At 66.3% G+C, this 20,270-nt stretch carries 15 protein-coding genes and 1 pseudogene; 12 read left to right on the top strand and 4 right to left on the bottom strand.

Going from position 1 to position 20,270, the window contains the following annotated elements; translation table 11 throughout:
- Nucleotides 1-210: 210 nt before the first annotated feature.
- On the bottom strand, nt 211-6,078 hold the full coding sequence (gene mobF, locus HPC46_RS31535) for a MobF family relaxase (RefSeq protein WP_179475999.1): 5,868 nt from the start codon (nt 6,076-6,078) through the stop codon (nt 211-213).
- Between the two features lie 244 nt (nt 6,079-6,322).
- On the opposite strand from mobF, the gene HPC46_RS31530 reads away from it, so the two are divergent.
- Complete coding sequence (locus HPC46_RS31530) at nt 6,323-6,517, top strand: hypothetical protein (RefSeq protein ID WP_179475998.1); 195 nt, start codon at nt 6,323-6,325, stop codon at nt 6,515-6,517.
- A gap of 124 nt (nt 6,518-6,641) precedes the next feature.
- Nucleotides 6,642-6,893, top strand: a complete 252-nt coding sequence (locus HPC46_RS31525) for a toxin-antitoxin system (RefSeq protein ID WP_179475997.1) — start codon at nt 6,642-6,644, stop codon at nt 6,891-6,893.
- A 70-nt stretch (nt 6,894-6,963) separates the two neighbouring features.
- On the opposite strand, the gene HPC46_RS31520 is transcribed toward HPC46_RS31525, so the two are convergent.
- Both HPC46_RS31520 and HPC46_RS31515 read right to left on the bottom strand, forming a co-directional pair.
- Nucleotides 6,964-8,874, bottom strand: a complete 1,911-nt coding sequence (locus HPC46_RS31520; RefSeq protein ID WP_179475996.1) for a hypothetical protein — start codon at nt 8,872-8,874, stop codon at nt 6,964-6,966.
- Between the two features lie 425 nt (nt 8,875-9,299).
- Nucleotides 9,300-9,500, bottom strand: coding sequence for a toxin-antitoxin system (locus tag HPC46_RS31515; RefSeq protein WP_178359594.1), 201 nt, complete (start codon nt 9,498-9,500; stop codon nt 9,300-9,302).
- A 353-nt stretch (nt 9,501-9,853) separates the two neighbouring features.
- Between HPC46_RS31515 and HPC46_RS31510 the strand changes: the two genes are divergently transcribed.
- The 6 genes and pseudogenes from HPC46_RS31510 to HPC46_RS35315 form a co-directional block, all read left to right on the top strand.
- Nucleotides 9,854-10,321: a hypothetical protein gene (locus HPC46_RS31510; protein WP_179475995.1), complete on the top strand. Its 468-nt coding sequence runs from the start codon at nt 9,854-9,856 to the stop codon at nt 10,319-10,321.
- 15 nt (nt 10,322-10,336) lie between these two features.
- Nucleotides 10,337-12,718: a hypothetical protein gene (locus HPC46_RS31505; RefSeq protein ID WP_179475994.1), complete on the top strand. Its 2,382-nt coding sequence runs from the start codon at nt 10,337-10,339 to the stop codon at nt 12,716-12,718.
- Nucleotides 12,709-13,617 carry a hypothetical protein gene (locus tag HPC46_RS31500; RefSeq protein WP_179475993.1) on the top strand — a complete coding sequence of 303 codons (909 nt, stop codon included), beginning with the start codon at nt 12,709-12,711 and terminating at the stop codon, nt 13,615-13,617. The genes HPC46_RS31505 and HPC46_RS31500 overlap by 10 nt, the downstream gene beginning before the upstream one ends.
- Before the next feature lie 2 nt (nt 13,618-13,619).
- Nucleotides 13,620-13,991, top strand: a complete 372-nt coding sequence (locus HPC46_RS31495) for a hypothetical protein (protein ID WP_178359598.1) — start codon at nt 13,620-13,622, stop codon at nt 13,989-13,991.
- A gap of 69 nt (nt 13,992-14,060) precedes the next feature.
- Nucleotides 14,061-14,831 carry a Fic family protein gene (locus HPC46_RS36020; protein WP_407665585.1) on the top strand — a complete coding sequence of 257 codons (771 nt, stop codon included), beginning with the start codon at nt 14,061-14,063 and terminating at the stop codon, nt 14,829-14,831.
- Nucleotides 14,828-14,989: pseudogene (locus HPC46_RS35315) on the top strand (hypothetical protein); the annotation flags it as partial. The gene HPC46_RS36020 and the pseudogene HPC46_RS35315, both read left to right, overlap by 4 nt.
- Before the next feature lie 332 nt (nt 14,990-15,321).
- Here HPC46_RS35315 and HPC46_RS31485 read toward each other — a convergent pair.
- Nucleotides 15,322-15,711 carry a VOC family protein gene (locus tag HPC46_RS31485; protein WP_179475992.1) on the bottom strand — a complete coding sequence of 130 codons (390 nt, stop codon included), beginning with the start codon at nt 15,709-15,711 and terminating at the stop codon, nt 15,322-15,324.
- A gap of 146 nt (nt 15,712-15,857) precedes the next feature.
- Between HPC46_RS31485 and HPC46_RS31480 the strand changes: the two genes are divergently transcribed.
- The 4 genes from HPC46_RS31480 to HPC46_RS35875 all read left to right on the top strand — a co-directional run bounded on the left by HPC46_RS31480 (nt 15,858) and on the right by HPC46_RS35875 (nt 19,990).
- Nucleotides 15,858-16,145, top strand: a complete 288-nt coding sequence (locus tag HPC46_RS31480) for a hypothetical protein (protein ID WP_179475991.1) — start codon at nt 15,858-15,860, stop codon at nt 16,143-16,145.
- Between the two features lie 79 nt (nt 16,146-16,224).
- Nucleotides 16,225-16,392, top strand: a complete 168-nt coding sequence (locus HPC46_RS31475) for a hypothetical protein (protein WP_179475990.1) — start codon at nt 16,225-16,227, stop codon at nt 16,390-16,392.
- Nucleotides 16,389-18,962, top strand: coding sequence for an AAA family ATPase (locus HPC46_RS31470; RefSeq protein ID WP_179475989.1), 2,574 nt, complete (start codon nt 16,389-16,391; stop codon nt 18,960-18,962). The genes HPC46_RS31475 and HPC46_RS31470 overlap by 4 nt, the downstream gene beginning before the upstream one ends.
- Nucleotides 18,959-19,990 (top strand): site-specific integrase, encoded by a 1,032-nt coding sequence (locus tag HPC46_RS35875; RefSeq protein ID WP_179475988.1) that lies wholly within the window; start codon nt 18,959-18,961, stop codon nt 19,988-19,990. The genes HPC46_RS31470 and HPC46_RS35875 overlap by 4 nt, the downstream gene beginning before the upstream one ends.
- The last annotated feature ends 280 nt before the right edge of the window (nt 19,991-20,270 follow it).

Raw genomic sequence — 20,270 nt, 5'->3', positions numbered from 1 at the left:
ACCACCCGCCTGCACTCGGCCCTGGGCTATCTCTCGCCCTCGGAGTACGAGGACCGGTACCGTCACACCGTCGCCTCAACAACAGAGGTGGCATAACCGAGGTCTCCATCCAGACCAGGACGGTTCAGTACACATCTCGGGCTCGTTACGTTCGGTGGGGCGGCTGGTGGGCTGGTTGCTATGGCTGGCGTCTTGGCGAAACTGTTTAGTTTAGCGGTCGCGGCTGTGGTCTACGTCTCGGTTGAGTCCGTCGCCACGATGAGCGGCGTTCCACATGCGGGTGTGTAGTTCGTGGGCGGTGGTGTTGCGCTGCTGGGCTTTTCGGTGGCGTTGCAGGGCGTTGGTGATGGCGGGGGTGTGTTGGTCGGGGTGTAGGCCGGCGGCTTGGGTGAGGGCGGCGTCGGTGTCTGGGCTGGCCTGGTAGTGGTTGATGCGGCCGGTGGACGCGGTGAGCACTGGCGACCAACGGAGTTCGGTGTGCAGCAGTTTGAGCAGTGGCGCTGCCGGTGGTGGCCAGGTGGCGGTGTTGGTGTCGAGCAGGATGATCCGGGCGTGGGCGGTAGCGGCGTTTTCGGTGAGATCCGCGATGGTCTCGGGGGTGAGGTGTTCGGCGCGGTCGATGATGACGATGGTGCCGGGCGCGCTGTCGGTGAGGTCGATGGTGGCGGCGTCGATGACGGTGGGGTTGATCGGGGACAGGTCGGGGTTGTCACAGATGGTGGCGGGTGCGGCCCAGATCAGCGGGCGCTGCGCGGCGTGGGCGGCGCGGGCGAGATGGTTCATCATCGGTAGCAGTGCGGCGCGGTCGCTGGCGTGGGCGGCGGTGAGCACGAACGGAATGTCGGTGAGTCGGTGTAGGCGGTGGGTGTCGATGTCGGGGTGCTCGGGGATGGGCAGCCGGTCTTGGAAGGCGTGTTGGCCGGCGGCGTCGAGCACCCGCAGTTCGGCGTCGATGCGAGGCAGTAGGTCGGTGATGTGTTCGGCGGTGCTGCGCTGAGCGTGGGCGAATGCCTGCGCGGCGGCGAGTTCGGTGCGGTGCAACTGTTCGCGTAGCGCCGCGCGGTCGGCGCGGTGGCGGGCGAGCAGTGTGTCGTCGTCGGCGCGGCACCGGCGCAGCAGGGCGTCGGCGTCGGCGTGGGTGACGATGTGTTCGCTGCCGCCGGCTGCGGCGGCGCGGGCAGCGGTGGCTTCTTGGAATGCCGGGTGGAACTGCTCGGCGGGGCTGCGGGTGGGTAGCTGGTAGCTGGTGAGGAAGTTCCGGTTCTGGGTGGCCGAGGCGATATCGAGCGGGTCGGCGTCTGGGTCGGCGCGCAATGTATCGAGTTCGGTGCGGGTGTGGTTGATGAGTTCGAGGGCTTCGGTGTAGGTGGTCTCGGCCTCGTGCCACTGGTCGAGCACGGTTTCGACGCGGGCCAGGAAGGGTCGATCGGCGTCGGCGGCGTCGCGCATGCGCCGCAGTTCATCGGTGGCGGCGCGCACGTGCGGGCCATTGCCGGCGGACACTTGTGCAGCGAGTTCACGTAGCTCGGCGGCGGCGTAGCGGGCGCGCAGGGCGTGGACGTCGGCGCGGTGGGCGGCCAGCGCGGCGGCCGGGGTGGGCCGGCGGGTGCTCAGGCTGTCGAAATCGAGGTGCGATTCGGCGTCAAGGACGTCGTGGGCGTACTCGGGTGGGGGCAGTTGTTCGTCGGGTTCGGTGGGCTCGGTGAGGTCGTATTCATCTAGTCCGAGCGCGGCGGCGAGGTTGTTGGGGTCAGCCAACACATCCTCGTGAGAGTGCTGGCGCCAGGCTGGTGTGTTCTCGATGTCGGGGTGCAGGTGGGCGAGTTCTTCGTGTTCTTCCGGGGTCAGCGGTGCGTGCTCGGGAAGGGGGATGTCGTGGTCGTAGGGGTCGTCGGTGGTGAACACCTCGATCGAGTAGGTGAGCAGGCGGGCGTACTCGTCGGCGCGTAGGTGATGGGTCAGGTGGGCGTCGGCGTCATAGAGGTGTTCGGCGGCCACGTGCAGCAGATCCAACGGTGTCCACTGGTCGGGATCGGCGTTGCTGATCGCGGAGACCAACGCGGGGAGTGCGGGGTCGGCGGCGATCGTTTCGGCCAGTTCGGTGCCGAACACGGTGTGCAGATCGGGTAGCCAGTCCGGGCGCAAACCCCCGTTGGCGGTTTCCAGGGCGGCCGGGGACATGGTGCCGCATAGCCGCCACCACAGGGCGGCGGCGGGTAGTTCGTCGGGCAGCGGTCGGTCGGCCGCGGACTTGCGTACGAGCTGGGTGATGTTGACTCCGGTGCGCGAAGCCGAGGCCAGTTGGGAGGCCAGCTGTGGCCAGTAGGGGTCGCGGCGGATGTGCGGGTTGATGGAGTCGATGAGGTCGTCGTAGCGGTTGGTGGTGGCGTCGGTGCCGATGAGTTCGGCTGCGCGTTGTTCGAGTCCGCGTTGGGCGGCGCGGGTGCGGGCGGGGTATTGCTCGGGGCCGGCGATGCGGGTGTCGTTGTCATCGACGGCGGTCGCGGCGCGATACACCGCGAGCTCGGCGGCCAGCTCGGCATCGGTGTCGACCAGGGGCCGGGCCCACCGGGGTGCGGTCGCTGCGGTCCATTGGGCGCTGGTGGCGCGGACCTCTTCGGCCAGGGCGTCCACCCGTTGCGCGCGGGCCGCCAGGTAGGTACTCCAGTGCGGGTCGGCGGCGAGGCGTTCGGGGATGGCGGGCAGCCAGGACAGCGGACCGGCACCACCGGAGTGCGCTCCGGTGGGGTCCAGGCGCCAATCGATGACCGCGGCCGGGTCGGCGGCGTTGTCGAATCCGCCGGCAGCGACCACTTTGTCGAGCCGTTTGAGCGGGTGGATTCCGGCGGCGGCGATCAGCGCGAGGTGCTGGCGCAGCACCGGCCAGGCCGTGGCCGAGGTGAGTCCGGGCACCAGCTTTTCGGCGTGGGAATCCAACTCGGCGTGCTGGGCTGGGCTCAGGCGTGACTCGGCCGCGGCACCGACCGCATGGGCGTACATGGCTGTCGCAGCGGCCAGGCGGGCGGCTGGATCGGTGGCGGCGCGGGCTGCGCTGGTGGCCGACACTTGCGCGGCGTCGCGGCCCAGCGCGCGGGTCAAGACGTCCACGGCGGTGTCGGGGTGGGTCGCCTTCGGGGACAGCACGCGGTGTGGGTCGTGTTCGGCGGTGGAGAAGTAGATGTGGTTGCCGTACACCCCTCGGGTGAGTGCGGTGTACACCTGCTGGCGGGTCAACTGGTCAGAGCCCACGGTGTGACACCGGTACCGGGCGGTGGCTCCCTGGGTGGCGTCAATGGTGCGGGCGTAGCCCAGGGTGACGTGGGCACGGACGTACTCGGCCGGCAGGCGCAGGTGCGCCCCAGACTCCAGATGCTTGACGGTGATCGAGCCTTCCGGGTCGACCTCGGTGACTTCCCACCGGTAGCCGTTGCGCACGAAATCAGTCGCGCCGAGAGCCAAGGTGCGGTCATTCTCCTTGGTGAACACGAGGTCTCCGACGCTGGCGCGCGCACCGGCCATCAACACCGCTTCGATGCCGGGGGCGCGGGCTCCGAGTTCGGTGAGCCGGTGCAGTCGCGCGCGGTCGTTGAGTTCGGACACCAGATCGTGGGTGGGCGCCAACAGCAGCGAGTGCTCGCCGGCGGCGATATCGGATTGCCATGCCTGGAACGCCATATCGGATGCGGCGGCTTGAGTGCCGACGTGCACGCGCTGCTCATCGAGATAGAACGCGATCCCCGACGGGTCACCGTCGCGCAACGCCAGACCGGCTTGGGCTTCGGCGGCTGAGGCGAACCGCATCACTTGGGACAACGTGATCGCACCGTGGCGGTGGGCCAGGTCGCGCAGCACACCGCCGGCGCTGATCGAGGACAGCTGCTTGTCGTCACCGACGAGGCGCACGCTGGCGCCGCGGGCCAACGCGACCGCGATCATCGAGGCCAACGCCAACGTGCCGGCCTTACCGGCCTCGTCCACGATGATCAACGTGTTTTCATCGATCGCGTCGTACCACTGCCGCGCCGGATCACCGGGGGCAATGTCGGGATTGTCGGTGAGCCAGTTGAACTTATCGAGAGTGTCACCGACTTCGACTTCGATTTCCTCGCGCAGCAGCTGCGCCGCACTCGCACTCGGGGACAACCCGATGACGGTGCCCCCGGCACCTTCCCAGGACCGCGCGAGCGCGGCCATGGCGGTGGTTTTTCCCGACCCGGCCGGGGCGAGCGCGAGCATGACCCGCTGCCCGCGACAGGCCATCTCGCGGACCAGTTGGGCTTGGCCGGCGTTGAGTTCACGCCGATGCGCGGCCTGGGCCAGTAGTTCAATCTCGACGTCGGCGGCGGGCACGGTGCGCCCATCGCGCAGCTCGGCGGCGGCCAGGATGGAGCGTTCGGCGGCCAGGATCTCGTGGCTGGTGTAGGTCTGCGATCCGACTTGGCGGTACACGCTGGAGCCGTCGCGGCGGCGCAGCCGGGCGGGCTCACCGAGGTCGGTATCGGGGCTGCACGCGTGGCGGATGCTCAACGGTTCGGCCAAGGCGGCGTCGGTGATGAGTTCGGCGATGCCGTCGATTCCGGCGTGCCCGGTGACGCGCACGACGCGCAACGCTTCGGCCAACACATGGGTGCGGTTCCAGGTGGCCCGCGCCGCGGAGACGGTGGCGATCACCTGGGCTGCGCGCGCTTTGATCCAACTGTCGGTGACCTCGGCCGGTGTCGTGGTGCGCCCGGCCAAGGACCGGGCGATCATCGCGTTGACCGCCTCGTCGCTGCCCAACAGACCGACCGCTTGGGTACGCCATTCTTGGCGTTGTTCGGCCAGTGAGCGTGGTTCGTGCTTGGCGTCGCGGGTGGCCAAGGTGGCCTGCTGGAACATCGCGATCGACTCCGGGGTGGTCGGCTCGCGGCCGTGAGCGGCCTGAAACTTCTTGGCCAACACCGCATACTCGGCGTCGATCGCCGCCCGGCGCGAGGACCACAGTTCGTTGAGTTCGCGGCTCACCCCGACCACTTCGCGGACCTCGCGTTTGCCTTCGCGGGCATCACCGCGAGCGGCGAACCGCATCCCCAACACCTGACCCAGGTAGGCCTCCAGTCGCGAGTTGTACAACTCCGAGGCGGCCACGGTGGAGGCGTACAACGGCCGGCCATCGAGGGCATACCAGCGGGCGATGCCGTCGGTGCCGCGGGCTCGAACCTTGTTGGAGATCGCGACGTGGGTGTGCAGGCCGGGGTCCGAGGCGCGGGTGTCGCGGTGCAAAAACTCCGCGGTGATGAACCCTTCGGTGTCGACCTGGGCGATGCCTTGGGCGCCGATGCGGGTGTAGGCGGCCTGGTCTTGCAGGAAATCCAACGCGTCCTGGACGGCCTTGCTGTGGCATTCCTCGATCTGTTTGGCGATCGGCTCCGGGCACAGCGCATAGAGCGCGGACACGCTTTTGACCGGAGTGAAGGTCATGTCGTAGCCGGCGACCGAGGTGGTTTGGTCGCGGGTGCCGCGGGCGATGAACCCGGTCAGTTCCCGCTCATCCAAGGGGGCGCGGCGGTGCTGTTCTTCGAACATCTCGGTGGCGATGTCGGTGCGCATCTGCGCTCGCACCGACTCATCAATCGCGGCGTTCCAGTGCGCACCGATGGACAAGTTATGGTCCCGGTAGGCCAGCGCCAGGCGCTGCTGCAACTCGGTTTCCCCGGCATTGACCCGAAACGGCCGCCCCAGCGAAGTCGCGGTCAGCGCCGAGTTCTTGCGCGCCCCTTGAGCAATGAGCTGCTTGGTCAACGCTGAGGCGTTCGGGTGCACGCCCAGCCCGAACAGCGCCTTCATCTGATCCTCGGTGACCTCCGAGCCCTCGGCCACCGACCACAGCCGGTCCCCGGCGTCGGTGCGCGTCCAGTTCTCCGAACCCGCCGACAATCCGGCCAGCCCGCGCCCACCCCAGCGGCCCGGGGTCTCACCCTTCGAGGAGTAGTAGTCGCCCAACGATTCCGGGCCATGAGTGCGGTCATGGGCAGCCACCTGCCGCACCAGGTACAAGTACCCGGAGCCAGCCGTGAGCTTGTGGATGCCCGCGTTCACCTGCCCAGCGCACCGATTTCTCACGACGAAACCAAGGCCGCTTTCCGCCAGCCCCCGAACGGACCGTTACCCAACCGTGACCTAAGTGCAAGAGGTGTGTGGGACCAAACCAGGCTGGAAAGCAACGATGCAGGTCAAAGTAGGTGAGACGGTAGGGTGAACGGGGATTGACGCTGACAGCAGAAGTGCTGGAACAGCGAGCGAATCAAAAACAGGGGCGCAGTAGGCATGAAGGTGGGGCGGCGTGACTAACAGTGAAACGGCCGTGAGTTACACACCGGAACAGGCCAGCGCGTTGGCGTTGGCGGCGACCGGGCTGGCCGGGTTCGCGGTGTCCGATTCACTTCGGGAGTTGATGGCGCGGATGGACCGCGGGGAACTGACCGAGGACGCTGCCGCCGCTGAGGTACGAGCCCGCTTCACTCAGCCGCCGGGATAACGCGCACCAACGCCAGTTCGGTTCATGACCGTGCGGCACGATGACCGCCGATCAGCAACACACCCGACTCGGGCCATCACGTGGTGGACGGGTCGTCCTTCCCGTCTGAAAGGGCCTTCACGCTATGGCGATTCGCAGCACCCACAAAGGGGATAGGGCGCAACTCGGACCCCGCGTCGATCGGGTTGTCTACGACGCCGTGGCCGCCCACAGCGGCCAGTACGGCGACGGCATACCGATGTCCCAATGGGTCGCCGACCTTCTGTCCGCCATCGTCGGCCACCCCGAACTCATGCGCGAACTCGACGGCGAGGATGTCGCCCAGATCTTCACCCGTGCCCTGGACAACCCCGACCTATTACGCGGCCGCGGCTGATTCGACGGTGGTTGCGCCACGCGCCACAACCACCGTGACCACCGACGAACGCTGGTGCTGCTCGCTATCGCTACACCACGGCGGGCGCGGTCTCGGTCACTATCCGTGCGCCCATCAGTTCGGCCACGAGTGTGATCGCGATGTACTCGTCATCGGCCGGCGGTGGGCCGTGGGCCATCACGTGCGCCAGATAGTCGTCCTCGTAGGCGAGCACCAGGCGGCCGTGCGGGCTCGCGTAGACACGGTCGGCGGCCGCTGAGGTGATTGCCTTCAGAGCATCTTGGTGGGCTAGCCATGCGTGCCAGGCGGCGCGTTCGTGACGGTAACGTTCGATCCGGTCGGCCTGGACCTCATCGAGACGATGCGCGGCCGCAATGTCATCCAGCGTCGTCGGTCCCGGCATCACGGTGCGGCCTTCTCGGGTGATCAATCCGGCGGCCGCGAGCGCTGCGATCGACAGCTGCCCGGTGCGTGCGCTGATACGCGCGGCGGCGTACACGTCGGCCGGCCGAGTCATCCCCGTCTGGGTTATGAGTTCGTACACCGCACGATGGTGGCGGCCGAGGATGCTCCACGCTGGGTGCACATCCGACACGCTCACCCGTTCCAGCGGGATCGGTGTGATCGAGTCCGGAGTCTCCATGGTCAAGGCGTAGAAGTCGGCGTCGCGTCCAACGCGGGGGCGTACCAGCAAGATCGGAGCGCCCACCATGTCCCGTATCCGTCGCAACACCTCGAAGGTCGTGGTGGCTGGCATCAAACCAGCTGACAGCGATAACCCACGGCCTCCTACCCCGACGATGGCGATGCCTGATCGAATCTCCCCAGCGACTGCTGCTTTGAGCGCCAGTGCCTGGAGCACGTCACGCACCGTCCATCGAAAAGGGCTTCCGGAGAACTCGCGGTCGGCCCAGGCCAGGGCGTGAGCTAGCCAGCGCGCGTGCGGCCCCTTAAGCCCCTGCCCCCCCCGTGAGTTCTTGTACCTGTGTGCAGGTGGATTCGCTTTTACGGCGAGTGTCGCGGTGTAGTCCAGGGCGCGGCGGACATCGCGGGCAAGTTGGGCGTCAGCGCGGATGCCGTGCTTCGTGCGGTACGAGTTGCCCAGGCCGCTCCACGGCCGGCCAGGTTCGGCCTGGGCGCGGATGTCGGCGAGGCTGTGGCCGCGCAGTACCGCGTTGAGAACGACGGACATGCGGGCCTCGGACGGGCTAGGCCATCTGCTGTGGGCGCGGGCCAGGGTCGTATCACCGGCTGCGGCGAACGCGGCGACATCCGCGGGGAGAGGCTTGCTCCAACAGGCGTGCTCGGCCAAGCGTTCATCCGGGTCGGCATGCGTTCTCGTGGCGGCCGAGGGCAAAGGGGCGGCCTGTTGTGGTGGGGCGGGCAGGGTGCCCAGCAGTGCGTAGAGCTCGGGCAGCAGAGTGGGGGCGCTGCGCTCGGTGAGCGCGTTCACCGAGTCGGTGAGTGCACCGTCGAGGATCCGGTGGCCACCGCCTGCGCACGGGGTGCCCGGCACACTGATGCAACCCTCGTTGGCGTTCTGCATGGGTTTGGGGTCGAAGCTGGGCAGCCGCGCCTTGAGCTGGCGCATCAGCGACTGAATCTCGTCGAAGCTGGCGGTGGTGCCGATGGCCAGCGGCACCAAGATGTGGCGACCGCCATTGGTGGACCGGTCCGTGACGACACGGGCCCCGCAGGAGGTCAGCCAGCCCAGTGCGCGCGCGAAATCGGCGTCGACCTGAGCCTGTCCGTGGGGCTTGCTGTCGAAGTCCAGGGCCAGCAGCGTGGTCCGGCGGTGGGTGTACAGGTACACCGCGGCCATCAGCGTGGGCAGCTTGTCAGAGAGGCGCCGGGTCTTGCAGTACTCCTTGGTCTCCGGATCGAACACCTTGACCCGATCGCGGCCCGGCTGCGACAGCGGCCGCGCCAGAGACCTCCACACCACCGCAGGCGCGGCCGGGGACACGTTGTGAACGGTCACCGGCATCCCGCCGCCAACGACGACCTATGCCGACTGTGCGGCGCCGACAAGTGGGCCCAGCACAGCGACACGGCCAACCAGCCCGGGCGGGGGGTTCGCTTCGGCATGCACCCAACACGCTCGATCCAGCCACACCACGGCTGCCCGGCATTCGCCCGCGGCACAACGGCGGGTAAAAGATCACGATTTCGGTCACGGTTTCGCGCGCCACCTGTACCTGTTAGAGGCAGTGCGCTACCGTGAGACGAGTCGGTCAAGACATCGCCCCTTCGGGGTAAACGGGTACGGACCCAGACCTGAGCGCCAACTCAGATCGAATCCCGGCAAGACAAGGCCCCTCCGGGGGCCTTCGTCATGTCAAGGGGTGATCCGCACCGCTATGGATTTGTCCATCTGCCCGGGCCGCGTACACCGGGCCGTGGTGTTCACATCGCCAACGGCAACCCCTCGCGGTCGTCTAGCTCGCGCACGAGGTCCGCCCGGCCCACATGCTGAGCTAGGACATCGGCCGCGTACTGCGACATCGACATGCCCCGCGCAGCCGCGCGGGCGCGAATCTCCTCATAGACGGGCAAGACCGGCCGGCACATGATCTGCGCCCGGTCCCCCTTATGCGGTTGAGCCATGCCACTACCGTTCCGTACGTATCTGATAAACGCCGGTAAGACACGCCGTAGCCGCTCAGTTTTTGCCGACTACCTGCAGAAATGCGTCATCAGTAATCAGATGAGGCAGTACGAATCAGCCAGTAAACGCGGTGCGGCGCTCTCGCAGCATCGCCAACACCGGAATGACTCATCAGTGAGCAGATCAATCAATGCGACTCACGTTGTAATCATGCTGTGCACCAGCGCAATTCAGCCGTGATTTTGTCGGTGGTCCGTCCTACGCTGCCCACATGGGAACACAAGAGCCTGAATACCCAAGTGCCGCGTGGCAACCCCCACCGCCACGACGCCGGTGGCTGACCCCTGCCATCATGGCCGGTACCGCTGCGGTCGCGCTGGGTATCGGTGTGGCGCTCGGCGTTGTCTTCAGCGATGGAGGAAGTAGCACTGTTGCCGACACGACCGGTGCAGCAGTGACGAGCAAATCGACCGCTGACACCGTCAGCGCACCACCGTCAGCAGCAGAAGTGCATGCTCAAGATGTCGCCCTGTGCACCCGGTATGCGGTGGTGAACACAACGCAACCACGGACTGATCGCCGGGCCTTGGATATCCTCCCAGCCGCGACCGCTCTGGAGAATGCGCTGGCGGACAATCCCAATGCCAGCACCCCGGTTCGTGTCGCTATTACGGATGTTGTATCGGTTTACTACGCGCGGATCGCCACTTACGGCGAGGTTCGGACCCGTGGTCTCGCTGAGCCGCCCACACACGACCTTGCTAAAGAGCAGGCGGCCTATGACCAGGTCTGGACTGTTTGCGGCCTGGACGAAGAATAGTTCCGAGGGGGTTCGATGGCGGCGGTCATTAACAATCCAGGGGACGTGCCTCGGCCATCAGGACGCGCGTCGTCACTGACGGTGCTGCCCTACTGGCCGTCGATCAGTGAGACTGACTTGCAGGCCCTTGCCGACGACAGGCGGGCTATGGCCGAGTCGGTGTCGGGGTACGCCGGGACGGTCCATAAAGAGATGACCAACGGCGCAAGCCTGCTGGAAGGCCAGGGAGGCGAAGCCCGCATCGCGTTGATGCGAAAGATGGTCGACCATGCCGACGGCGGTGCGGATTACTTCAAATCTACTGCGACGGCGGCCGATTCATTCAGGGCGGTCGTGTCCGGGTTGAAGACCGACCTCAGTCGCGTCGCTGATGCCGCTGCAGAAGCGTGGGACACCGCGCAATCCAGCGGCGGCACGTCTGCGGCGGTGTCGGCCATGGCCCCGTTCAACGCCGAAGCCGCCACCCTCTACAGCACGGCCCTCGGGGATATTGCCGCCACACCCGCGGTGCTCCCTATCCCGGAAGCACCCGTCGGCGAAAGCCCAAGCACCGCTGAGCCGGCCAGCCACGAGTCGGCCAACAACGATGAAAAACAACTTGCGGAAGGCACGACAGAGGAACCAGATGGCCTCGCCGCTGGTGACAATGCGGATGAAAAACCCCTCGCGGAAGAACTGACGAACGACGACGCAGCAGCTACCAACGGGCAATCGACACAGGACCAGAAGCAGGTCGCATTACCCGTTTCGTCGGTAGGTAACGGGACGGGGTTGCCGATGGGTGGTACGAGCGGCGGTTCTGCGGGTGGTGGGTTGCCTTCGGCGGGTTCAGCGATGGGTGGATTGCGGCCTCCGCAGATGCCTGCCGGGGGGCTCAGCAATCCGTTGGGTAGTGGCGGGAAGTCATTGTCGGATGCGTTCACTTCGCCAGCGGCGGCAGCAGACTCGCTGGGGAGTGGTGGTTCGTTGACCAGTGCGGCATCGAGTTTCAATTCTGGGTTGGCGTCGGGTATCGGTTCCTCGGGCGCGGTGTCGCCGCCGTTGGAGAAGTTTGTGGCCCAGCATCCGGGGACGGCGCCTGGGGTTGCTCAGCCTGCGGGCCCGGTGCAGCCTCCGGTGGTGGCTTCCGGTGGTGGGCCTGCCAGCGCAGGGGCTGCGCCGATGGTTGGTGGTGGCGGCGGTATGCCGATGATGGCGCATCCTCCTGCGGCTGGTGGTGCGGGTGGCGGTCCGTTGGCTCCGTTTGTGCCGCCGGGTGGCGGGGCGGCGGCGAGTCCGACGGGTGTGGGGCCAACGGCTCCTGCGTCGGCGGCGTCCGCGCCGGCCGCGGCTGGTCCGTCGGGCCAGCAGGGCGGTGCTGCTCCGGTGATGGCGGGTAGCTCTGGTGCTGCGACGGCGGCGAGCTTGCCTGAGCCGGATGTGAGCGCGGATCTGATGCTGGCGCGGCAGGTGCTTGACGGGTTGGTTCGTGGCACGGATGCGAGCTGGAACACCATCGACTCAGGGTTTGTGAATTGGGCTGTGGCAGTTGTGCGTACACAGTTTGGGCCGCAGCTTGTTATTGCTTCTAGCACGGGTGGTGGGGTGTATGTGCCTGCGTCGGTGTACATTCCGACGACAGCGCGGATCGCGCCCCGCGATCCGGCGTTGCCGATGCGGTGGGCGGATAAGTACATGGGGTGGCGGCGGCCGGCTGATGTGCTGTCCGGGCATGCGGATGCGTTGGCCGACAGGGCTTCTGGAGTGGTCCGCAGTGCGTTGGTGACTACTGCGGAGGGTCCACGTCCGTCGGGGTGGCAGGAGTTTGAGACGGTGACGTTGCGGTCGATCCTGCATACGCCTGGTTCGGCGCCGGTGCTCGACGGTGAGCATCAACACCGCTTAGCAACTATTGATCCGGTTCTGGCGCAACAGATTTCAACGGTGATCGGTGGAGCGTCTGAGGTTCCCGTGGCTGCGGTCATCACCCGCGCGGTGGTGGAGGCGGCGATACAAGAGCCAGCGGCCACCAAGAGCGACCGTAGTCCGGTATGCGGTGCAGACGGGCCTTATCAGGTTGCCGAGGCGGCCGACCTGGCATTGCTCAACAAGCTCGGCCAGGGCACACCCGTCGACTGGGCGGCTTACAACAACGAGGTGGCCCAACGGCACGACGGAAACGCGACGAGTCCGCACCTGAGTGGGCCGCTGGATCTGGAGGACGATCCGAAACAGTCGTTGACTGCGCGCATGCTGTACATAGCGTTCTACCGGACCGCGCTCATTGCTGAGCTGATTCGGTATTGGCAGCAGCCGGCGTCACCGTCCTTGGCCGACATCGTGTACTGCGCGAAAGTGGCCGGGTTCGGCCAGGTGGTGGCGTCGACCCTATCGACTCTGGAGCGCCAATGTCGATGATTCCGTCTGACGACGCGTTCGACGCGGACAGCTTAAGGGCCCTTGGCGGCACGGTGCCTTCTGCAAAGTCCACCTCAGTGGGCAAGGTCGGCAAGTTCGGCGCGCGCAGCTGGCTGGAGGCCCAGGACACCGGAATGTCTTTGATTCCTGGTATGGGTCGTACTCCGAGCTGGAGTGAAACAACGACGGCTGCATTCGCCCGGATTGTGGCCGATGCGCGCTCTGGAGAGCTGGAGCCGGATTGGCGGGAAATCCGTGCCGGTGCCGCCAGCGGTCGGTTGCACCACGCACGTGCCCGCGAGGGCAGCGGCGCTGGTGGCGGAACTCCGATGAGTCCGTGGGCTTATCCGTTTACATGCCAGGCGGAGACAGAAATTCTTGCGCTACGCGAGGTAGTGGAGGGCGGGCCGTGGGATTGGGAGCCAGGCGCATCCGGAGGTCCGGATCAAGCACTACGCGCCTGGTGGATATCCTGTTCCGAAATCATCGATTTCGAGGAATCCTCGAAGCTGCACGAAGAACAACAGCGTAGAGGGATGGGCCAACGACATCTTGCTTGCACCGTGCTGGGCATCGAATCAGAGGCCAAGATTCGGGAACGTGCCCTGATTCGGCGGGACCTGCTCACCGAGAGTGTGGAGGCGGCTATTGCCGCTTTGAGCGTTCGTTCACCAGAGTTGCTCGATGTTTTCGGCGAAAGGTGGATGCGCTACGCGGGCCGAGAAGACCTACGCCAGACCGACTGGGTTGAGAAAGCGATCGCCCGTACACGCCGCTGGGCTGATGCTGATCATCAGCAGCGAGCCGCGCACCTCGCGCGTCTCAACGACTCGGCATACCGTGCGGAGATGCAGCGCATACCGGATTACTGGATGAACCACGGCCAGAAAGGACAATGATCATGGCCGCAGTACCACCTTCGGGAGGCTCCGGGGACCGTATTAAGGTCGATCCGATCGCCCTGCCCGCATCAGGTGCGACCACCGGCGCCGAGGCTGCGGCGGTCGCCGCAGGCGGTGCGGCCGGGGCTGCCCAGGGTGTCGGCGGCTTGGCAGGTGCGGCTGCACAGCCTGACGGGGTTTCGCTGGCCATCAACGCCGTCACCAGCACGTGGCCTGCCCAGGATGGCACGTTTCTGGCTGACCTGAGTCGAGCGGGCAGCGCCGTTGCCAGCGGGGACGTGGCCAGCGCAGCGCAGCTGGAAGCCCAGGACACCGAGAATGCGGCAGGCATCGTGGCCGTCGCGCCGGGTGCGGCGACTGCCAGCGTGTAGGTCCGCCAGAGCGCCCGCCCCTGGGTTTTTGCTTGAATTAGCACACCGACTGCGACCGGGAAGGGTGACGTGGACGCGCTTACCCTCTCAGATCTTGCGGAGGTGGTGTATTCCGCGGGCAAGGTTTTCGACGGCCTGTCCATCGGCCGGCTTGATACCGAGAGATTTCTGCGTTCTGGAAGGCTTGGTCGAGCCGCGTCGCGGGCCGACCTTGCGCTTCTCGAGGATCTGCGGGACTCGGCGCAGTTCGTCATCGACCACGCCGCCGGCGATCCGCTCGACGCCGGTTTCGTGCGGGCCGTCAACGCCACGATCACCCGCAGCGGGGCCCTGCATCCAGGCCAGCTGCGGACCCAGGAGCAGGCCATCGGGGTGGCGACGGCCTACGGTCGTCACACCCCCGACGCCCTGTCCGAGGACGGACTGCAAGCGGTGCTCGACCGTGCGACGCGCAGCGCTGAGGTCCAGGAGAACGCGCTCGCCCTCTTCGTGGACCTGGCTGAGGCCCAGCCCTTCGAGGATGGCAACAAGCGCACCGCCGTGTTCGTGGCCAACGGCTTGCTCATCGGTTCCGGTGCCGGTGTTCTGCTCACCATCCCCGTCGATGACGACGACCCCAGTGTGGCCAGGACATTCAACGACCTACTGGCGAGGGCCTACGTCTACGGCGAGCACGATGGGGTGAAGACGTTGCTACGCAGTCGACTTCGTGAGGCCCGGTTGGATGCGGTGCGCCAGGCGTTGATCGCCGGTGAACGCAGCGGCGAGGCCACACCGTTCGATTTCGACGACTTTGGCTCTGGATGTGGAATTATTGAGGTGTGGCAGGGACGGTCTTGAACCGATCGGAATTGATAGAACAGGCCCTGCGACACGCGCATCTTCGGATCGCCCTCCAGAACTACACCGCGCAAACGGTCCCGACTCTCGGCATTGACGGTTACGCGCAGAGGATCTACCAAGCGAATCAGGCTGCGATCGACGACATGGGTCCGTAAAGGTGGAATACCCGGCCTCGGCGGCATCACGGAGCCGTGTGAGCAGCCTGATCACTGACCTGTCGACCGGAGAAAAGTACGGCAGCTTGTCGGCGCTTTGATCACAAGGCACCACCGCGGACGACGACTACAGTTGGAGGAGATGACAAGCACGTTGATTCCCGGTACCCGTGACCCAAATCTCGCCTCAGCGTGAGGATCTCAACGCTTTGTCAACTCGTCAAGATTTCGGTCGGCCCACGCCTCGCTGAAGGCGACGGAGTCGGGGTGTTCCCGCATCCACTGGTCGTGAGCTTCGCATCTCCGACGCATGTCCTCAACATCGAGCATTGTTAGCCGTCCTGGGCTAGACACAGCGTCACCGGATTGCCATCCGGGTCGACGGTGGTCGCGACACGCTCACCCCATGGCATGTCGGCCACGTTGGCCAGGACAGGGATTCCGTCATTGCGCAGATCGGTCACCAATGTGTCCAGATCGTCGACATAGACATACATCTCGAACCGCGGACCCGCGGGCGGCTTTAAACCGTAGCGTTGCGCCGACCAGTCCCAGGATACGATGGCAATCTCACTTGCACCGCGGCGCAAGCCGATGTACCCGGGGTCGCTGTCGGAGGGTAGCTCGACGGAGCGTTCGAAGCCCAGTCGCTGCCAGAAATCAGCGCTACGCCTGACATCCGTCGCCGCATAAACGACCGGGAACGCACGCAGGGGAGCCACAGAGCCCAGCCTAGCTATCGCCGAAAGCTGTCTCGGATGTAGGGAAACGAGACGCAAGAAATCTCGCTGGTTCGGCTGGTCGACGTCGCAGGTCGCGATGTCTCATATCTCGTCTCAGTAAGAACAGAACGGGCTACCGTCGTCAGATGACCAAGGTGCGGCGGTCCAGCTGGCTGGATGAGCGCGCGGCGCTGCTCCTGGCACGGCTGGCTGAGTACGAGATGACCCTGCCCGAGGACGTCGTGCGGGAGCTGATCTCCGATCACCTCGACACCACTGCACGACTGATGCGCATCGGCCGTCAGGCCGCGAAGTTCTACGTCACCGATGACGTCATCGCCAAGATCGCCAATCAGATCCTCGGGATCGACCAGGCCAAGGCCAATGACGGGGTCGCGTCGTTGGCCGCGGCCCGCCGGCGGAAGAACCGCTGACTCTGGCCCCGCTTGACCGCCTCTATTACCCGGGATAATGCACGGAATCCCGTGTAATGGCAGGTATGCTCCGATCCCGATGAGCGACCTGCTGCCCAACCTCGATGCCCTGCTGGCTCAGCTAACCGGCACCACCGCTGGCCCCCGCGACGCCCGCGCCCTGGCCGAGTCGGTCGCCGAGGCCACCACCGACGCCGACCTCGATGAGGCGCTCGATGCGGTCATCGCGACCTGGCGGCAGCCATGACCGTCCCCGCTCCCGCCCCCGTCGTCGCCAGTGGTCCGCGCCTGGTATCGCTGGAGGTCCGTGGCTTCCGCGCCTTCGGCACCGAGGCCCGCACCCTGCAACTCGACGCACCCCTGGTGGTCGTCCACGCCGGCAACAGTCAAGGCAAGACCAGCCTCGCCGAGGCCATCGAGTTCCTGATCAGCGGCCTCAGCAGCCGCCGCGACATGCTCGGCGGGTCCAAGGCCGAGTACCACGACAGCCTGCGAAACGCCCATCTCCCGGTTGCTGACACCGACGTCTACGTTCAGGCCGTCATCCGAGACGCCGCTGGCGTCACTCATGAGGTCCGCCGCGAACTGCTCTGCGACTTCGGCCAAGGCACCGAATGCGACAGCCGTTTGCTCATCGACGGCGTCGAGGCCGACAACCTCGACCAGGTAGGCTTCCCGTTGGCCGACCCGCCAGTTCGCGCACCGGTGCTCCTGCAGCACACCTTGCGCCACGTCCTGTCCACCGAACCCAAGCAACGCGTCGGCTACTTCAAGGCCCTGCTCTCGCTTACCGACCTCGACCGGTTCCGCGAACGCGTGCGCGCCGCGCGCGGTCGCGTCGAGGCCGAGCAACCAGGAAGTGCACTCCGCCAGGTAGGAACCCTCGCTGGAACGCCAGCCGCCTCGACGAGCGACGCGTTCACCGCCCTGGTCAAAAAGCCCATCACTGCCGAAGCGGCCACCACCGCCGTGGACAGTGCCCTTCTGGACGCCGGCAACGCGGTCCTCGGCCGCTGTAGCGACCCCGACGGGCCCGCTCGCATCGTAGATCTCGACGAACTCCGCGCCACCCTCTCCACCGCACTGGAAGACCAACGCGAACAAGCCTTCCCGCTCTCGGCGTTCACTGTCGAGCCGCCACCGGATCGATCGCCCACACCACCGGATCTCGACCCCTACCGCATCGCACTGACCGGCGTCGACCAGCACATCGCCCAGCACACCCCGGTGTTCCAGGCCGTTCTGGCCGTAGACGAGTACGCCACCCTGAACTACCCCGTCGACTGCCCGGTCTGCGGCACCGACGACGCCTTGACACCCGATCGCCTAGCCGCGTTGCGCGAGCACCTACGCCGTACCCAATCGCTCACCGACACAGCACGATCAAGCACCGATGCCCTAGCCGACGCCCGCCGAGATCTCGACCAGTTGGTCGCGGCTGCGACACGAACCGCACCGGCCGCAGCCAGCTGGCCGGCGGAACAACTGACCCGCGCCACCGACGGTCTGCGCGACCTCGGTCTCGACCCAACCCTTGCCGCCGACGCCCACGCCGGAGCGGGCGACCTCAGCGAGGCCGTCACCGTCGTCACGACCGCCGCCACGGCGGTACGCGCCGCCGTCGAACATGCCGGTGATGCCGTCGCCGGACGCCACCCCGTCGCCGACGACCTCAAGGCGGGATATGAGGGCCTCGCCGCCGCGCTGGCCCATCTCACGACGGTCAGCACCCCTTACGCCGAGACCGCCATGGCGCTGCGCGCGGCGGTCGACGCGGCCACCCGCGACCGCACCGCCCTCAGCGGTCTCCGTGAGGTCGCCGACCTGCTGGACCATCGTGCCGAAGTGGTCGCCGACATCATCACCGAGGCCACCCGACAACAGACCATCCGGCGCCTCAACACTGCCGAAAAGTCACTGAGCACCGCCGCCGGAGGCGTCCTGGACACCCGCTTCACCCAGATGAGCGACACCATCACCAAATGGTGGACCACCATCCGCCCCGACGAACTCGTCGGATTCGGTGGCATCAAACGCCGAGCCGGCGGAACCCTATTCGTCAACCTCGTCGCCGACCTGCGCATCGATATGCTCAGCACGCCGGTGACCCGCGAAGCCCTCGGCGTCTACAGCGACTCCCAACTCAACGCCCTGGGCCTGTCAATCTTCCTGGCCCGCACCGAACTCCTGGGGTCACGTGTCGTGGTCCTGGATGACCCCATCCCCGGCAGCGACTCCGATCACCGGCTCACCTTCGTTCAAGACACCTTGGCTGAACTGCTCAATGCAGGTATCCAGGTCATCATCACCACCTTCGACGGCAAACTCGCCGAATGGGCGTACACAAGTCACGGCAGCAGCAACGGGTTGTCCTATCGACTCGATCTGATTGACATGATCGCCGGCCCGGAGTCCACCCAGACCGCCGACGCCTTCGGCCAGCTCATGCTCGAAGCCCAAGAAAGCCTCAACTCCCCCACCGCGAAAGGCCGCCGCTCGGCCTGCAACACGCTGCGGTCAGCCGCCGAGCGCCTGGCCAAGCAGATCATCGCCACCGGGCAAACCCACGCCGGAACAGTCATGTCCGTTGCCGACGTCAAGTCCAAGAACCTCGGTGACCTCCTTCCGCGGGTACTGCCCTTGGTCGTCGGTGGCAACACCGAACAAGGACATTGGAAGCTGTTCCCCAAGGTGCTCAACCCCGGCAGCCACGATGACGATGTCCCCCCGTCCACTGAACTCAAGCAGACCGCCAAGAACCTCCGCAAGATCGCCAAGACTCATCAAAGCCATTGGCCCGGTGGGCTTTTGCAGTGACGCACATAGATGGCTCGGTCGACTTTCCGCACGGGCTCACCGACCCGTCCATCGTCGTCGCAGACGACTCCTTGACCGTCGCCGAAGCCCGCTACGTCACCGCGGCCCGTGCCGCCAACACCGTGCGTGGCTACCGCTCCGACTGGGCGGAGTTCACCACCTGGTGCACCACCGCCAACACCGCATCGTTGCCCGCCGAGGCCGCTGCCATCACCGGCTACCTCACCACCCTGGCCGAGCGCGGCGCCAAGGTGGGAACCATGAGCCGGCGACTCTCAGCCATCAAGTTCGCCCACACCGTGCACGACCTGCCCGACCCCACCGCCAACGCCCGCGTCCTCGCGGTCTGGGAAGGTATCCGCCGCACCCACACCACCCCGCCCGAGCAGGCCACCCCGCTGATGCCACCGTTGCTGCTCGACGTCCTCGATGCCTGCCCCGTCACCCGCACTTGGACTGCTCCCAATCGACCCTCCGGACCCGATCTTGGCGGCTTGCGAGACCGCGCCCTGCTACTCGTCGGGTTCGTCACTGCTCTCCGCCGCAGCGAGCTAGCCGCGCTTGACCTCGCTCACGTCAGCGAGCACCCCAACGGCCTCGTACTTGCGCTACCCCGCTCCAAGACCAACCAGACCGGAGAACGCGCCGAACTGGTCGTCGTCCCCCACGGCACCCACCCCGGTCGTTCCCCCGTGACCGCTCTGCGCAACTGGCTCACGGCCGCCGACATCACCGACGGACCCGTGTTCCGGCCGGTTTCCAAAGGAAACCGCGTGCTGTCCCGGCGGCTGCACCCCGAATCCGTCAACACCCTCGTCCAGAACGCCATTGCCCGAGCCGGCATCGACCCCGGCCCCTACAGCGCGCACAGCCTGCGTGCCGGATTCGTCACCCATGCCCACCTACGCGGAGCCTCCGACCGCGCCATCGCCCACCAAACCCGGCACCGCTCCCTGGCCACCATCGGCACCTACGTCCGCATCCACCATGCGTGGGATGACAACGCCGCAACTCAGCTGGGTCTATAAACAATCGATCGCCGGAATAGACCTCTGTTGCGATTCCGGCGACGGGTCCGTCATAGCGAACACTCCGGGCGAATGCCCTTCTTAGGTCGCCTCTTCCAAAGCACTTAGCTCATGGATTGAGTCGGCACCTTCGACTTCGATGGTCAGCAGTCGGAGGAATTGTCAATACCTGTGGATCGGGGTGTTTCAGGCGACCTCCGTTTCGGTTGATTCGGCCGGCTCGGGCGGTGTGATGTCGGCGGGGCGTTCGAGTAGCTTGCCTTTGTGGAAGACGGCGCCG

Source organism: Mycolicibacterium vinylchloridicum, from assembly GCF_013404075.1.
GTDB lineage: Bacteria > Actinomycetota > Actinomycetes > Mycobacteriales > Mycobacteriaceae > Mycobacterium > Mycobacterium vinylchloridicum.
Note: the sequence above shows the minus strand (reverse complement) of the source record. Positions and strands in the feature narration are given on the sequence as shown.

Bases quoted from the DNA above. Each gene is read 5' to 3' on its own strand.
- HPC46_RS31525 (WP_179475997.1), top strand. From the start codon at position 6,642: ATGGCGATTCGCAGCACCCACAAAGGGGATAGGGCGCAACTCGGACCC.
- HPC46_RS31515 (WP_178359594.1), bottom strand. From the start codon at position 9,500: ATGGCTCAACCGCATAAGGGGGACCGGGCGCAGATCATGTGCCGGCCG.
- HPC46_RS31510 (WP_179475995.1), top strand. From the start codon at position 9,854: ATGGCCGGTACCGCTGCGGTCGCGCTGGGTATCGGTGTGGCGCTCGGC.
- HPC46_RS31505 (WP_179475994.1), top strand. From the start codon at position 10,337: ATGGCGGCGGTCATTAACAATCCAGGGGACGTGCCTCGGCCATCAGGA.
- HPC46_RS31500 (WP_179475993.1), top strand. From the start codon at position 12,709: ATGTCGATGATTCCGTCTGACGACGCGTTCGACGCGGACAGCTTAAGG.
- HPC46_RS31495 (WP_178359598.1), top strand. From the start codon at position 13,620: ATGGCCGCAGTACCACCTTCGGGAGGCTCCGGGGACCGTATTAAGGTC.
- HPC46_RS31480 (WP_179475991.1), top strand. From the start codon at position 15,858: ATGACCAAGGTGCGGCGGTCCAGCTGGCTGGATGAGCGCGCGGCGCTG.
- HPC46_RS31475 (WP_179475990.1), top strand. From the start codon at position 16,225: ATGAGCGACCTGCTGCCCAACCTCGATGCCCTGCTGGCTCAGCTAACC.
- HPC46_RS31470 (WP_179475989.1), top strand. From the start codon at position 16,389: ATGACCGTCCCCGCTCCCGCCCCCGTCGTCGCCAGTGGTCCGCGCCTG.